The sequence below is a fragment of the Streptomyces sp. NPDC037421 genome, from assembly GCF_055602105.1.
The window spans coordinates 1-15,351 of sequence record NZ_JBVJWV010000036.1; the positions used below are offsets into that span (position 1 = coordinate 1).

Sequence of the window (15,351 nt, forward strand, 5' to 3'; positions counted from 1 at the left end):
CCCCCCCCCCCCCCCCCCCCCCCCCCCCCCCCCCCCCCCCCCCCCCCCCCCCCCCCCCCCCCCCCCCCCCCCCCCCCCCCCCCCCCCCCCCCCCGAACCGCTAATTCATGCCCTGAGCGGGCTCAGGGTCAGCTGCAGCCGCTCGTGGAGCCGCAGCCCTCGCAGATGTAGCAGGAACCGGCGCGCTGCATCTTCGTACCGCAGGAGAAGCAGAGCGGGGCGTCGGCGGAGACGCCCATCTGCATCTCGACCAGCTCGGCGTTGCTGTGCGCAGTCTTCGGGGCCGGGACCGGGGCGATCGCCACGGGCTTGACCACGGATGCGACGGGCGCCGACTGGGCGAGGGACTCGGTGTCGAGCTCCTCCTCGTCGAGCGGCTCGTAGGAGCCGGTGTCGAGGTGGCGCTGACGCTCCTCGGCGGAGTGGATGCCGAGCGCCGAGCGGGTCTCGAAGGGCAGGAAGTCCAGCGCCACGCGACGGAAGATGTAGTCGACGATCGACTGCGCCATGCGCACGTCGGGGTCGTCCGTCATACCGGCCGGCTCGAAGCGCATGTTGGTGAACTTCGCGACGTACGTCTCCAGCGGGACGCCGTACTGCAGGCCGACGGAGACGGCGATCGAGAAGGCGTCCATCATGCCCGCGAGGGTCGAACCCTGCTTGGACATCTTCAGGAAGACCTCGCCCAGGCCGTCGTCCGGGTAGGAGTTCGCGGTCATGTAGCCCTCGGCGCCACCGACCGTGAAGGAGGTGGTGATCCCCGGGCGGCCCTTGGGGAGGCGCTTGCGGACCGGACGGTACTCGATGACCTTCTCGACCGCCGTGCGGATGGTCTCCTCGGCCTTCTCGGTGATCTCGGCCTTCTCCTCCTCCTTCTTCTTGGCGGAGAGGGGCTGGCCGACCTTGCAGTTGTCGCGGTAGATCGCGAGCGCCTTGACGCCCAGCTTCCACGCCTCGAAGTAGATCTCCTCGATCTCCTCGACGGTCGCCGACTCCGGCATGTTGACCGTCTTCGAGATCGCGCCGGAGATCCACGGCTGGATCGCGGCCATCATGCGGACGTGGCCCATCGGGGAGATGGAGCGCTCGCCCATCGCGCAGTCGAAGACCTCGTAGTGCTCGGTCTTCAGGCCCGGGGCGTCGACGACGTTCCCGTGCTCGGCGATGTGGGCGACGATCGCCTCGATCTGCTCTTCCAGGTAGCCCATGCGGCGCAGGGCCTGCGGGACGGTGCCGTTGACGATCTGCATCGAGCCGCCGCCGACGAGCTTCTTGAACTTGACCAGGGCCAGGTCCGGCTCGACACCGGTGGTGTCGCAGGACATCGCGAGACCGATGGTGCCGGTCGGCGCGAGGACGGAGGCCTGGGCGTTGCGGAAGCCGTTCTTCTCGCCGAGGCGCAGGACGTCCTGCCAGGCCTCGGTGGCCGCGGCCCAGATCGCGTTGTCCAGGTCCTCGGTGCGCGGCGCGACGGCGTTGGCGTCGGCGTGCTGCTTCATGACGCGCTTGTGCGAGTCGGCGTTGCGGGCGTAGCCGTCGTACGGGCCGACGATGGCAGCCAGTTCGGCGGAGCGCTTGTACGCGGTGCCGGTCATCAGCGAGGTGATCGACGCGGCGAGGGTGCGGCCGCCGTCCGAGTCGTAGGCGTGGCCGGTCGCCATCAGCAGGGCGCCGAGGTTGGCGTATCCGATGCCGAGCTGACGGAAGGCGCGGGTGTTCTCGCCGATCTTCTGGGTCGGGAAGTCCGCGAAGCAGATGGAGATGTCCATCGCGGTGATGACCAGCTCGACGACCTTGGCGAAGCGCTCGGCGTCGAAGGACTGGTTGCCCTTGCCGTCGTCGTTCAGGAACTTCATCAGGTTCAGCGAGGCGAGGTTGCAGGACGTGTTGTCCAGGTGCATGTACTCGCTGCAGGGGTTGGACGCGGTGATGCGGCCGGACTCGGGGCAGGTGTGCCAGTTGTTGATCACACCGTCGTACTGGATGCCCGGGTCGGCACAGGCCCACGCGGCCTCGGCGAGCTTGCGGAAGAGCGCCTTGGCGTCGACCTTCTCGATGACCTCGCCGGTCATGCGGGCGCGCAGGCCGAACTCGGTGCCGTTCTCGACGGCCGTCATGAACTCGTCGTTCACGCGGACGGAGTTGTTGGCGTTCTGGTACTGGACGGACGTGATGTCGTCGCCGCCCAGGTCCATGTCGAAGCCCGCGTCGCGCAGGGCGCGGATCTTCTCCTCCTCCTTCACCTTGGTGGCGATGAAGTCCTCGACGTCCGGGTGGTCCACGTCCAGGACGACCATCTTGGCCGCGCGGCGGGTGGCGCCGCCCGACTTGATCGTTCCCGCGGAAGCGTCGGCGCCTCGCATGAAGGAGACCGGGCCGGAGGCGTTGCCGCCGGAGGAGAGGAGCTCCTTGGAGGAGCGGATGCGGGAGAGGTTCAGGCCGGCGCCGGAGCCGCCCTTGAAGATCATGCCCTCTTCCTTGTACCAGTCGAGGATCGACTCCATGGAGTCGTCGACGGCCAGGATGAAGCAGGCGGAGACCTGCTGCGGCTGGGGCGTGCCGACGTTGAACCACACCGGGGAGTTGAAGCTGAAGATCTGGTGCAGGAGGGCGTAGGTCAGCTCGTGCTCGAAGATCTCCGCGTCGGCGGGGGACGCGAAGTAGTCGTAGTCCTCGCCGGCCTTCGTGTAGGTCTTCACGATGCGGTCGATGAGCTGCTTCAGACCGGTCTCGCGCTGCGGGGTGCCGACGGCGCCGCGGAAGTACTTGCTGGTGACGATGTTGACCGCGTTCACCGACCAGAAGTCGGGGAACTCGACGCCGCGCTGCTCGAAGTTGACCGAGCCGTCGCGCCAGTTGGTCATGACGACGTCACGGAGCTCCCAGTTCACCTCGTCGTAGGGGTGCACGCCGGGGGTGGTGTGGATGCGCTCGATCCGCAGGCCGCCCTTGGCGGCCTTGGTCCCCTTGGCGCGGGAACCACGTGCCGAGCTGCTCGCCGTCTCTGTCATGCCGCCTGCCTCCCATATGCGGGCAAAAACGCCCTAAAGTGCCAGCGCTATTCCGCGGCACAGTGCTGTGTGTCTTGTATCTACGAATCTCGCCCACGACCGGCCGGGCCGCGCTGCACTGCGGCCCCGAGCGGTCAGTCGGCGGCGGAGGCGGGCACGGGGACGACCGGGGGGGTCCCTCCGGGCTCGCACTCATGGGGATGAGGCCGCGGCTCGCGCAGTTCCGCGATGGCGGTCTCGAAGTCTTCAAGGGTGTCGAACGCTTTGTAAACGGATGCGAACCGCAGGTAGGCGACGAGGTCGAGTTCCTGCAACGGGCCGAGTATGGCCAGGCCCACGTCGTGGGTGGTCAGCTCGGCGCTCCCGGTGGCGCGCACCGCCTCCTCGACCCGCTGGCCGAGCTTGGCGAGGGCGTCCTCGGTGACCGGCCGCCCCTGGCACGCCTTGCGCACGCCGGAGATGACCTTGGTACGGCTGAAGGGCTCGGTGACCCCGCTTCGCTTGATCACCATCAGCGAGGCCGTCTCCACCGTCGTGAAGCGACGGGAGCAGTCGGGGCACTGACGGCGCCGGCGGATCGACGTTCCGTCGTCGGTGGTGCGGCTGTCGACGACGCGGCTGTCGGGGTGCCTGCAGAAGGGGCAGTGCATGGTTCCCTCACCCTCCTCTTGGCACGACTGAATCACCCCACGGAACCCCTCAACGACGGAGAGCGAGTCTTCGCCGGGGGCTCGTGAAGCAGCCACAAGCATATGCGATCCCGGGGGCCTCGACAGACCGAGGACCACAACTTCTGGGTGGCCGCGCCCATCCAACCACTAGATCTTGGGTTGCGCCGGATTTACGCCGCTCCGCGTGTCGCGGTGTCCGATGGCCGGATACGGGGGCTTCCGATGCCACACTGGGCGCAGTGCCGGGCCCCGCCCGGGCATGGCCGATCCAACCGGGAAGGGTACCGTAAGGAGCGGACGCGGAGCCGAACCCGCGTTCGTCCGGACCGGCGCCGAACCGCATTCCGGTTGACCGCCGCGCCGGCCACCGCGGCCACATCGGGCCGGCCACCCGCACCGGCCGCCCATACACCCGCCGATCTAACCCAGGTGGGGGATCCGCGATTTTTCACTCGAACGTGTGTTTGGCGCAACCTTTCGAAAGCTACTACCGTTGTCCAGCCAGGGAGAACATTTCGAGAGGGGCCGACGTGACCACCACCGCAGACAGTGCCACCATCACTGCCCAGAACCGCTCCCAGAGCCGACTCGAGCCGGTGCATGCCATGAATGACGCAAGTCAGAACCAGGAGGCGGAGGCCGTGCGCCCCGCACGCTCCCTGCCAGGGCGACCTCCAGGCATCCGCGCCGACAGCTCCGGACTCACGGACCGGCAGCGGAGGGTGATCGAGGTCATCCGGGACTCCGTACAGCGTCGCGGCTACCCGCCGTCGATGCGCGAGATCGGCCAGGCGGTCGGCCTCTCCAGCACCTCCTCCGTGGCACACCAGCTGATGGCCCTGGAGCGCAAGGGCTTCCTGCGGCGCGACCCGCACCGGCCCCGCGCCTACGAGGTCCGCGGCTCGGACCAGCCCAGCTCGCAGCCCACCGACACCACCGGCAAGCCCGCCGCCTCCTACGTCCCCCTGGTCGGCCGGATCGCGGCCGGCGGGCCGATCCTGGCCGAGGAGTCCGTCGAGGACGTGTTCCCGCTCCCCCGCCAGCTCGTCGGCGACGGCGAACTGTTCGTCCTCAAGGTCGTCGGAGACTCGATGATCGAGGCCGCGATCTGTGACGGCGACTGGGTCACCGTCCGCCGTCAGCCCGTCGCGGAGAACGGCGACATCGTCGCCGCGATGCTGGACGGCGAAGCCACCGTCAAGCGCTTCAAGCGGGAGGACGGCCACGTGTGGCTGCTCCCGCACAACGCCGCCTACCAGCCGATCCCCGGCGACGAGGCGACCATCCTCGGCAAGGTCGTCGCCGTGCTGCGACGGGTCTGATCCCGGCCCGTCGCCCCTCAGCCAGCTCCGGGACCCACTGCGCCGGTCCCGGAGCTGTTGCATGCCCGCGGGCGCGCCACCTCCCCGCGGGCTGCCGCATCCCGGCCCGGCCCCTGGTTGGCCCCTACTTGCCGTCGGCCTTCGCGCTCGCGTCGATGGCGGCCAGCGAGCGGCGGACCTGGTTGCGGTCCGTCGTGTACCAGAAGTCGGGCAACGAGGCCCGCAGGAAGCTCCCGTACCGGGCCGTGGCCAGGCGGGGGTCCAGGACCGCGACCACGCCCCGGTCACCGGAGGCCCGTACGAGCCGGCCCGCGCCCTGGGCCATCAGCAGGGCGGCATGGGTGGCCGCGACCGCCATGAAGCCGTTGCCGCCGTTCTCCTCGACCGACTTCTGCCGCGCGCTCATCAGCGGGTCGTCGGGGCGCGGGAACGGGATCCTGTCCATGATCACGAGCTGGCAGCTGGGACCGGGCACGTCGACGCCCTGCCACAGGGACAGCGTGCCGAACAGGCAGGTCTTCGGGTCCGCCGCGAAGGTCTTGATCAGCTCACCCAGCGTCTCCTCGCCCTGGAGGAGGATCGGGTTGTCGAGCCGCCCGCGCAGCTCCTCGGCGGCGGCCTTGGCACCGCGCATGGAGGAGAAGAGGCCCAGGGTGCGGCCGCCGGAGGCCTCGATCAGCTCCGCCAGCTCATCCATCATGTCGCCGCGGGTGCCCTCCCGCCCCGGCGTCGCCAGGTGCTTCGCGACATAGAGGATGCCCTGCTTCGGGTAGTCGAACGGCGACCCGACGTCCAGGCCCCGCCACGCCGGCACGCCGTCGCCCTCCACCCCTTCCGGGGAGAGGCCCAGAGAGGCCGCGACCCCGTTGAAGTCGCCGCCCAGCTTGAGGGTGGCGGAGGTGAGGACCACCGAGCGGTCCTCGAAGAGCTTCTCGCGCAGCAGCCCGGACACCGAGAGCGGGGCGACCCGCAGGGTGGCGCCGAAGCGGTCGTGGCGCTCGTACCAGACGACGTCGTACTCGGAGCCGTTCGTGATCCGCTCCGCCACCGCGTGGACGTTCTCCACGGCGGCGAGGGCCTGCTTGCGGACGGCGTCCTCGTCGTGGACGGACTTGTCCCGCGTGGCACCGATCGCGGAGATCACGTTGCGCGCGGAGTCGCGCAGGGACATCAGCGCGTAGCCGAGGTCCTCGGGGATCTCCTCCAGGCGGCCGGGGAGCGCCAGCTCCATCACCCGCTCGAAGGTCTCCGAAGCGGTCTGGAGGGAGTCCGCGGTCTTCTCGTCGACCAGCTTGGCGGCACGCTTCACCGCCCGGTTGACCTGGCCCGGGGTGAGCTCGCCGGTGGCGACGCCGGTGACGCGGGAGACCAGCTCATGGGCCTCGTCCACGATCAGCACCTCGTGCTGCGGGAGCACCGGGGCGCCTTCGATGGCGTCGATGGCCAGCAGCGCGTGGTTGGTGACGACCACGTCCGCGAGCTTGGCCCGCTCGCGGGCCGCCTCCGCGAAGCACTCGGCCCCGTACGCGCACTTCGTGGCGCCCAGGCACTCCCTGGAGGAGACCGAGATCTGGCTCCAGGCCTTGTCGGAGACACCGGGGGTGAGGTCGTCGCGGTCGCCCGTCTCGGTCTCGTCCGCCCAGTCGCGCAGGCGCAGCAGGTCCTTGCCGAGCTTGCTGGTCGGGGTGGCCGCCTCGAACTGGTCGAAGAGGCCCTCCTCCTCGTCCTGCGGGACCCCCTCGTGGAGGCGGTGCAGGCACAGGTAGTTGGACCGGCCCTTGAGCATGGCGAACTGCGGCCGCCGGCGCAGCTGCGGATGCAGCGCCTCGACCGTGCGCGGCAGGTCGCGCTCCACGAGCTGGCGCTGGAGCGCGAGCGTCGCCGTGGCGACGACCACGCGCTCGCCGTGCGCGAGGGCCGGCACCAGGTAGCCGAGGGACTTGCCGGTGCCGGTGCCGGCCTGGATCAGCCGGTGGGAGTTGTCGTCGATCGCTTCGGCGACGGCTTCGGCCATGGCCACCTGGCCGGGGCGCTCCGTGCCGCCGACGGCGGAGACGGCGGCGTGCAGCAGGTCGGGGAGGGAGGGCTTCGTCATAGCACTGCCAACCCTACGGGGCGCCACCGACAGCGGACGCATCGATCACTCTTCAGGGGCCGTGGAGGGGGTTGCGCACGGTGCCGTGGACGACGGCGCCCGGGCGGTCCGGGCGGTCGCGGTAGCCGTCCGCGTGGAGCCGGCTCCGGTTGAGGCAGATCCGGTCGATCCGCTCCGTCAGCAGGTCGAAGAGGCGGTGCCGCTCCTTGTCCTCGGGGAAGCGGGCCTGGTGGCGGAGGATCTCCGCCCGTACGAGGGACCAGAACTCGCCCTCGGGCACGCCGAGCCGGTCGTCGCACAGGGCGGACAGGTAGCGGAAGACGCCGATGAACAGTCCCGAGTGGATGAACTGGGTGAGGAAGCCGGGCGGCTCCGCGAGCAGCGCGGCCCGGACCTCGTCGGGCATGGACGCGTGCTCGGGCAGGGGGGTACTGCTGATGTTGACGTCGTCCACGAAGTCCTTGACCGCGAGGCGGACGGGGACGTCCTGCTCGTCGAAGATCACCACGGTGTTCTCTCCGTGCGGGGAGAACACCGTGCCGTAGCGGTAGAGGAAGTGCAGCAGCGGGGGCAGCAGGGCGGCGAAGAGGCTGCGAAGCCAGGCCTCGGGGGTGAGGCCGGAGCGGGCGACCAGCTCGGCGGTGAAGGAGCGGCCGCGCGGATCGACGTGGAGGAGGGAGGCGAGCGTACGGGCGCGCTCGCCGGGGGCGAGCCGCCCGGCCAGCGGCTCCCGCCAGATCGCTCCGAGGAGTTCCCTGTACTGGTAGGGGACCTCGGGGAGCCCGTCGTACACGGGGTGGCGGACGGTGACCGAGGCGACCTCTCCGAGCAGCACGACCCGGCATTCGTCGCGCAGGAAGGGGTCGGCGTCGCGGAGCGAGTGGATCCAGGCGGTGACGGCGGGCGCGGCCACGCTGAGGTCGCTGGGCAGGCCGCGCCAGACGGTGGTGTTGAAGACGGACAGCGGGAGTTTGACGCTGTGCCGGTCGGGACGGGTGAGGTTGAGGAAGGTGCGGATCGACTGCTGCGGGATCCTGTCGTCCGGATCGGCGGGGAGTGGCACGAGGGCGCCGGAAGCGAGGGCGGGGGCGAAGAGGGGAAGGACGATCTCGTCCCACTGCCAGGGGTGGACGGGGAGGTAGAGGTAGCGGAGCGGGTCGAGGCCCCGGTCGCGCAGGATCCGGTCGAACGCCGCACGGGTGGCGGGGTCGAGCTCGGCCGCGTAGAGCCGTGCCGGGTCTTCGAGGCCGGCGGTGCCCCGGTACTCGGCCAGGGAGGTGTGGGCGGCGAGCCACGGCAGCCGCTGCCGGGTGCGCGCCTCGGGGGCCCAGGCGGCGGCGTCCGCGGCGGACCATCCGACGCGGCCCTTGTTGAGGACGAGCCAGGGATGACCGGTCTGGTGTCCTTCGAGCGCCGCGTAGTCGAGGTCGGCGAGGACGTCGGCGGTGAGCGCGTGGTGGTCGAGTCGGGCGTCGGCGGCGAGGGTGGAGCTGAGCTCGTGGATCAGGTGGCCGAGGGTCGGCCCGTCGAGACGCAGCAGGGTGCGGGCCCGGACGAGGAAGCCGTACGGGTCGCCGAACGCGATCGGGGGCTCCGTGGAGGGGGCCGGCGGGGTCAGCGTGATCGTGTCCGGTGTGACCTGCCAGCTGCCGTAGGCGTGCCGGCGGGCGCGGAAGCCCAGGCTGCTGCCGTCGTCGAGGGCCAGGGTCCAGGCGTCGCCGGCGGCCGAGGACGCCGGGGCGGGGCTGACGATGTCCTCGTACGCGAACTCGCCGAGCATCTTGGCCAGCAGCCGGCGCGCCGCGAAGTCCCAGGTGGGCTGGTTGAGTTCGGGTGGCGTGCACGGGTGCTGGGGCGACGGGGGAACGGCGTGCTCGGCGGAGTCGGGGGCTGCGGGGAAATTCGGCACTGGACTCCTCGGATATCGGGAACCTTGCTGAGCGACGCGGAGTTCTGGAGATGAGAGCTTTGAAAACCGAATGTCGAGAACCGAATACCGAGAAGCGAATGCCCAGGGTCGAAGAGGCGAACCGGTCAGGACGATCGGGATGGCGCGATGAGCGGGATGACCGGCGGCGGTCAGAGCAGATTGCGCAGCGCCCGCTCACGGATCATCAGGGCGGCCCGCTTTTCGGGGAGGTCGATTTCCGTGGAATAGCGGAATCCGGCGTTCATGAAGGCTGATACGGAGGGGGTGTTGCGAATGTCCGGTTCCGCGATGACGCGTGTGCATCGGGGGCGGTTGTCGAAGACGAGCTCGGCGACGGCGCGCAGCAGCGTGGTGCCCAGGCCCCGGCCCCGGTTCGTGCCGTCTCCGATGAGCAGGTGGATACCCGTGTCGTGGGAGCGCGCCGGGTAGTGGCGGGAGACCGGGTCGAGATCGGCCCGGTAGATCTCCCAGTAGCTCATGGGGCTGCCGTCGAGGAGGCCGAGGCAGGGGATGCTGTGGCCGTCGCCGTCGAGCTGGGCCCGCAGGTGGTCCCCGGTCACGGCGGCGGAACCGTTGAGCTCCCAGTAGGCGGCCACCTCGGGGTCGTTCATCCAGCCTGTGAGCAGTTCCAGGTCCCGGCCCGGCCGTACGGGTTCGAGGCGGAAGACCCCTGCCGGTGTCGGGGCCGCGCCCCAGCCCGCTGGTGAGTCGAGGAGGTCCGCCTCGGCGAGCAGCGGGAGCAGTCCGACGGTGAAGCGGTGCGCGGTGGCCTCTTGGGAGGCGGGGCCGCCGGCGGTGCTCGTGGTGGTGTCCGTGGGAGGCATCGGGGCTCTTCTCGGTGTCGGCGGGAGCGCGTCAGTCGTGGAGGGGGTTGGTGATGGTGACGTAGACGGACTGTGTGTCGACGGGGCCCACGAGCTCGTCGAGCCCGCCCAGGCGGGTGAGCAGGTTCGCCTTGCAGCGCAGGGTGGGTGAGTCGAGGAGCCGCGCGGGGACCGGGCCGAGGCCCGAGGCCTTGCCGAGGAAGCGGCGGAAGGCGGCGAGGAGCACGCGCTCGTCGGCGAGCCGCTGCGATCCGAAGGCGCCGATCAGGCCGATCACGTTGTTGATGCCGAGGTAGTAGGCGAAGCGTTCGTCGGTGACGGCGTCCGGGACGAAGGTGTCGCTGGCGCCGCCGATACCGGGGAGGCGTCGTTCCAGTTCGGCGCGGCGGGAGTCGCGGAAGTAGTAGCCCTGGTTGTCGCGGAAGCGGCCGCCGACGGGCCAGCCCGCCCGGTCGAGGAGCACCAGGGTGTTCTGCTGGTGCGCTTCGAGGGCGATGCCGGCGAGAGCGTCGAAGGCGAGGACCGGCAGGACGACGTGGTCGAGGTAGCGCAGGAACCACTCGGCGGCGACGGCGGAGACGGGCCGGCCGGTGGTCACGGCGAGCCGGGAGAGGGTGTCGGCGAGCCGGGAGCGCATCGTGGTCCGGCCGGGCCACGGACGGAGGGAGGTCAGCGCGGCGACGCAGACGGCGTCGTCGTCGGAGTGGAAGGGGTTGTGGCGCAGTACGGCGTCGAATCCCCGGACGGGGGTGCCGTCCAGGGCGTCGACGGCGACCCAGGCGGGGTCCCGCACGATGTCGAAGCCGGGGTGGGCGGTCTGCCACTGCTCGGCGAGGCCGGTGCGGAGCAGCCGGTGGACCTCGACACCGCGGTGGAGTTCCTTGCGGAGGTTCTCGCGGCGGGAGTTGGTGATGCGCAGGCCGAGGGAGAGCTTGAGCATCGCGGGGGCGCCGGGGCGGTGGACGGTGCGCACGGAGGAGGTGGGGTACCAGGGGGTTCCGTACGGGCCCAGGTCGGTGACGAGTCCCGCGTCGCGGAGGGCGGTGACGGCGGGGCGCTGGAGGAGGTCTCGGGCCTGCCAGGGGTGCAGGGGTAGGGCGGTGGTGCCGGCGGGCAGCGGGAGGCCGGGGGCGAGCCGGGCGAGGAGCTGCGCGGCGGAGACCGGGCGGCCCCGTTCGGTCCAGGCGGAGTCGGTGGCGAGGGCCTCGGGCGCGACCGCGATCCAGTGCAGGGGGAAGGAGCCGTGGAGTTCGGGCGAGTAGTGGCGTACTTCGGTTTCGGAGAGTCCTTCGCGGCTCTTGGGGTCCGGTTGGAGGGGGTGGCCGAGGAGGAGTGACTGTTCGGCGGTGAGGAAGCGGTCGCCGGCGACGGGGGCCGGGCCGGTGGGGCGTTGGCGGCGGTCGGCGATGAACTCGGTGGTGCGGCGCACCGAGTCGGCTACCCGGCCGACGAGGTCGGTGCCGCTGCGGCCGTCTCCCTCGCGGGCGAGCAGGGCCCCGAGGGTGACGGCGTCCACGGCGGGGGCGTGGGCGGGGGTGCCTTCGAGGCGGGCGGGGCCAAAGCGGTGCCAGCCCGCCGGGGACCAGTAGCGGACGGGGACGAGCAGCGCGGCCCCGGACGCGGGGAGGGGGATGCGGAGCAGGGTCCCGACGGGCCCGTCGGGGCGGCCGATACCGCTCTCGCGGACCCAGCACCGCAGCAGGTTCTCCACCGTCGCGCACTCGGCCGCGGTCGCCGGGTCGGGGTGGTCCAGCAGGTCGGGCAGCGCCGCCGGGTCGGGGCCGGCGGGTCCGGTGCCGCCCACCCGGGGGCGGAGGGTGCCGTCCTTCTGCCGGGGCACGGTGCCCGCCGGGGCGTGGGCCGGGGCGGCCTGCGCCGCCGGGACTCCGGGCACGGGCGCGGGCTCCGCTCCGGCCTGGGCCCGCCCGGGGGCCGCCTGATCCCGGTCCACCGCCGGGGATGCCGCGGGCCGCTCGGGCTGCGCGGAGTCCGGGCGGGGCCCCGGCGGCAGCTGCGCGGCAGCGGGCGCCTCGGGCTGCGGGGAGCCGGCCGGGTGCCCGGCTGCGGGCGGCCGGACAGAGCCGTCGGGCCACACCGGGGCGGGGGCGGCGGCCGGGCGCTCCGGGGCCGGGTGGTGGTCGGGGGCGGCTGCGGGCCGCACCGGGGCGGGGGCAGTGGCGGCCGGGCCCGGGGCCTGGGCCTGGGCCGGGGCCTGGGCCGGGGGGTTGCCGGGGCCGGCTGCCGGGTGAGCCGGAGCAGGCGCGGCTGCGGAGGCAGGGGCGGCGGATGCCGCCTGAGCGGGGGCAGTGGCGTGCGGCAGCCCGCCGGGGGTGACGGCCGGGGTGGCGGGGGCCGGGTGGGCCGGGGCCGGCGCGAGGGGGGCGGGCGCGGGCCCGGCGAGGGGGGCGGGGGCCGGGGGGACCGCAGCGGCGGTCGGGGCTTGCGCCGGGTGGGCCGGGGCCGGTGCGAGGGGGGCGGTGCCCGGGTGGGCCGGGGCCGGCGGGGGCGGGGGCGGGGGCCCGGCGAGGGGGGTCGGGGCGGGGTGGGTGGGGGGCGGTGTGTCCGGGGCGTCGGGGCGGGGGGTGGTGGAGGGGTCGGGCATCGAGGGGTCCTTCGGCGTGCTGTCAGTGGGGCCTGCGGGCGGCCGCGGGGATGGAGTCGGCCAGCCGGTCCAGGACGGCTGCGGCCTGTTCGTCGGTCAGGGTCAGCGGGGGCAGCAGGCGGACGACGCTGGAGTGGCGGCCTCCGAGCTCGACGATCAGGCCGCGGTCCAGGCACTCCTGGCGCACGGCGGCGGCGAGGGCGGGTGCGGCGGCACCGGTGTCGGGGTCGACGAGCTCGACGCCGATCATCAGGCCGCGGCCCCGCACGTCACCGACGCACGGCTGTTCCGCCTCCAGGCCGCGCAGGGCCGTCAGCATCCGCCCGCCCAGGGCCGCCGCGCGCTCGGCGAGTCCGTTGCGCCGGACGTAGGCGAGGGTGGCGGTGCCCGCGGCCATGGCGAGCTGGTTCCCGCGGAACGTTCCGGCGTGGGCGCCGGGGGCCCAGACGTCCAGTTCGGCCCGGTAGACGATCACGGCCAGCGGGAGGCTGCCGCCGATGGCCTTGGACAGGACCATCACGTCGGGGACCACCCCGGCGTGGTCGACGCCCCAGAAGGCGCCGGTGCGGCCCACCCCGGTCTGCACCTCGTCCGCGATCAGCGGGATGCCCCGGGCCGCGGTGATCTCCCGCATCCGGCGCAGCCAGGCGTCGGGGGCCGGGTGCACCCCGCCCTCGCCCTGCACGGGCTCTACGATCATGGCGGCGGGCAGCGGCACCCCGCCCTTGGGGTCGTCGAGCAGGCTCTCGGTCCAGCGGGCCCCGAGCCGCGCGCCCTCGGCGCCGCCGACACCGAACGGGCAGCGGTGGTCCTGCGGGTAGGGCAGCCGGGTCACCCGTACGTCGCCGGCGCCGCCCGAGGCCGCCAGGGCCCCGGCGGTCATGCCGTGGTAGGCGCCGGTGAAGGTGAGCAGCCCGGTTCGTCCGGTGGCGGCCCGGACCAGTTTCAGGGCGGCCTCGACGGCGTCGGTCCCGGCGGGGCCGCAGAACTGCACCCGGGCGTCGGCGGCCAGGGCGGCCGGCAGGTTCTCGAACAGCTCGGTGGTGAAGTCGTCCTTGACCGGGGTGGCCAGGTCGAGGACGTGCAGCGGAGCCCCGGAGTCGAGGACCCCGCGGATGGCTTCGAGGACGACGGGGTGGTTGTGCCCGAGGGCGAGGGTGCCCGCGCCGGAGAGGCAGTCGAGGTAGCGCCGCCCGTCGGCGCCCTCGATGGTCAACCCGCGGGCCCGCACGGGGACGATGGGCAGCGAGCGCGCGTAGGTCCGGGCGGCCGACTCCCGGAGCGCCTGCCTGCGCAGGATCCCCTCCGCCGAGGCGGGTCCCCGCCGGCCCTGCACCGGGACCTGTCTCCCCGCGTGCGCCGGGGTCCGTGGTGCGGCCTCGCCCGCGCCCCCGGGCGAGGCCTCGGCTGCGGTCGGTTCGGTCACGGCCACGACTGTCGGTCCTCCCGCAGGTTGCTCTTCCGGATTGCGCCTCGAACACGAACGCTGCTGCACCATCCCCCGTACGTACCAACGACGGTGACGGCTCCGGATCACGGGTGGGCCGAAGATCCTTGCGGTTCGGCCGGGAGGCCGCGGCAGGAACCATCGACCCGGGGCCGGCCGTCCTAGACCTCGGCGGCATAGTGGGGTGCTGCGATCCACCCCGATCGACTCCGTCCCAACACCTCGAAACTCCAGGGGGATTTACGACATGCGACCGAACCGACCGGTCACCGCGCTCCTCAGTGCGGCCGCGCTCGCGCTGACCGCCTCGGCCTGCGGACCCGGCGACGGGGAGGCCGGCTCAGACGCCAAGCCGACCGTGGCTGCGCCCCTGCCGTCCGGCGCGGCGGACGGGATCAAGATTCCGGACGAGCTCAAGGAGAGGCTCAAGCAGCACGGCTTCGACCTGGAGAAGTGGAAGGGGGGCGCGTGGAAGAACTGGAAGAAGGAGGACTGGCTCCGCGAGGCGGGCGACTACGTCAACCCGATCATCGACGGCCTCTGGGACCCGGACCGGATGCGTGACGCGGAGCAGCCGCAGCGCCCGGCCGTCGACCCGGACGCCGGCAAGGACCAGGGCGTCACCGACCCGACCCCGGCTCCGGTGACCGCCCAGCCGGCGGCTTCGCCGTACCACACGAGCGTCCCGGCGTCCGGCAAGGTCTTCTTCGACGGCCCTGAGGGCTCGATGGTCTGCTCGGCCACCGTGGTGAAGGACCCGGCCCACCCGGGCAAGTCCAACATGGTCTGGACGGCGGGCCATTGCGTGCACGCGGGCAAGGCCGGCGGCTGGTACCGCAACATCGCCTTCGTCCCGTCCTACAACAACGCGGGCAAGCCGGCGGCGGCGCTCAAGGGTGCGCCGCGCGAGCAGGTCGCCCCGTACGGCGTGTGGTGGAGCGACTGGGCGCAGACCTCCGACCAGTGGATCGCGACCGGCGGTCCGACGGGCGGCGCGGGTGCCCCGTACGACTTCGCGGTGCTGCACGTGACGCCGGAGAAGGGCGGCGGCAAGTCGCTGGAGGAGACGGTCGGTACGGCGCTGCCGGTGGAGTTCAACGCTCCGGCGGTGGGCAAGGTCGCGAGCATCACGGCGACGGGCTACCCGGCGGCGGCTCCGTTCGACGGGCAGAAGGCGTTCCAGTGCGCGGACAAGCCGGGCCGGCTGGCGCTCAAGCAGGCCGACCCGGTGATGTACCGCATCGGCTGCACGATGACGGGCGGTTCGTCCGGTGGCGGCTGGGTCGCGGCGGGTGCCGACGGCAAGCCGGCGCTGGTGTCGAACACCTCGATCGGTCCGGCGAAGGCCGGCTGGCTGGCCGGGCCGAAGCTGGGTCCTGAGGCCAAGGGCATCTACGACGCGGTGAGCGCCAAGTTCAAGTAGCAGGCCGGGACCCGGACGGAGCGTCC

9 protein-coding genes are annotated in these 15,351 nt (G+C 72.5%); 2 read left to right on the forward strand and 7 right to left on the reverse strand.

The annotated features are described in order from the left end of the window. Positions 1–128: 128 nt before the first annotated feature. Positions 129–3,011 carry a vitamin B12-dependent ribonucleotide reductase gene (locus ACZ7IF_RS33160; RefSeq protein ID WP_470979240.1) on the reverse strand — a complete coding sequence of 961 codons (2,883 nt, stop codon included), beginning with the start codon at positions 3,009–3,011 and terminating at the stop codon, positions 129–131. Between the two features lie 134 nt (positions 3,012–3,145). Next, complete coding sequence (nrdR, locus tag ACZ7IF_RS33165) at positions 3,146–3,661, reverse strand: transcriptional regulator NrdR (RefSeq protein WP_079431988.1); 516 nt, start codon at positions 3,659–3,661, stop codon at positions 3,146–3,148. 551 nt (positions 3,662–4,212) lie between these two features. On the opposite strand from nrdR, the gene lexA reads away from it, so the two are divergent. Next, positions 4,213–5,004 (forward strand): transcriptional repressor LexA, encoded by a 792-nt coding sequence (gene lexA / locus ACZ7IF_RS33170; protein ID WP_125602045.1) that lies wholly within the window; start codon positions 4,213–4,215, stop codon positions 5,002–5,004. Positions 5,005–5,128: 124 nt separating this feature from the next. On the opposite strand, the gene ACZ7IF_RS33175 is transcribed toward lexA, so the two are convergent. The 5 genes from ACZ7IF_RS33175 to ACZ7IF_RS33195 form a co-directional block, all read right to left on the reverse strand. Then, a complete protein-coding gene (locus ACZ7IF_RS33175; protein WP_470979244.1) occupies positions 5,129–7,099 on the reverse strand; it encodes an ATP-dependent DNA helicase in 1,971 nt (656 codons plus the stop codon). 52 nt (positions 7,100–7,151) lie between these two features. Further along, complete coding sequence (locus tag ACZ7IF_RS33180; protein WP_470979247.1) at positions 7,152–9,008, reverse strand: IucA/IucC family protein; 1,857 nt, start codon at positions 9,006–9,008, stop codon at positions 7,152–7,154. A gap of 170 nt (positions 9,009–9,178) precedes the next feature. Further along, positions 9,179–9,853: a GNAT family N-acetyltransferase gene (locus ACZ7IF_RS33185; RefSeq protein ID WP_470979249.1), complete on the reverse strand. Its 675-nt coding sequence runs from the start codon at positions 9,851–9,853 to the stop codon at positions 9,179–9,181. Positions 9,854–9,884: 31 nt separating this feature from the next. Continuing rightward, on the reverse strand, positions 9,885–11,804 hold the full coding sequence (locus tag ACZ7IF_RS33190; RefSeq protein WP_470979387.1) for an IucA/IucC family protein: 1,920 nt from the start codon (positions 11,802–11,804) through the stop codon (positions 9,885–9,887). A gap of 673 nt (positions 11,805–12,477) precedes the next feature. Then, positions 12,478–13,887: a diaminobutyrate--2-oxoglutarate transaminase family protein gene (locus tag ACZ7IF_RS33195; protein ID WP_470979252.1), complete on the reverse strand. Its 1,410-nt coding sequence runs from the start codon at positions 13,885–13,887 to the stop codon at positions 12,478–12,480. Between the two features lie 262 nt (positions 13,888–14,149). Here ACZ7IF_RS33195 and ACZ7IF_RS33200 point away from each other — a divergent pair, with 262 nt between their 5' ends. Then, complete coding sequence (locus ACZ7IF_RS33200) at positions 14,150–15,325, forward strand: trypsin-like serine peptidase (RefSeq protein ID WP_470979255.1); 1,176 nt, start codon at positions 14,150–14,152, stop codon at positions 15,323–15,325. Positions 15,326–15,351: the final 26 nt, after the last annotated feature.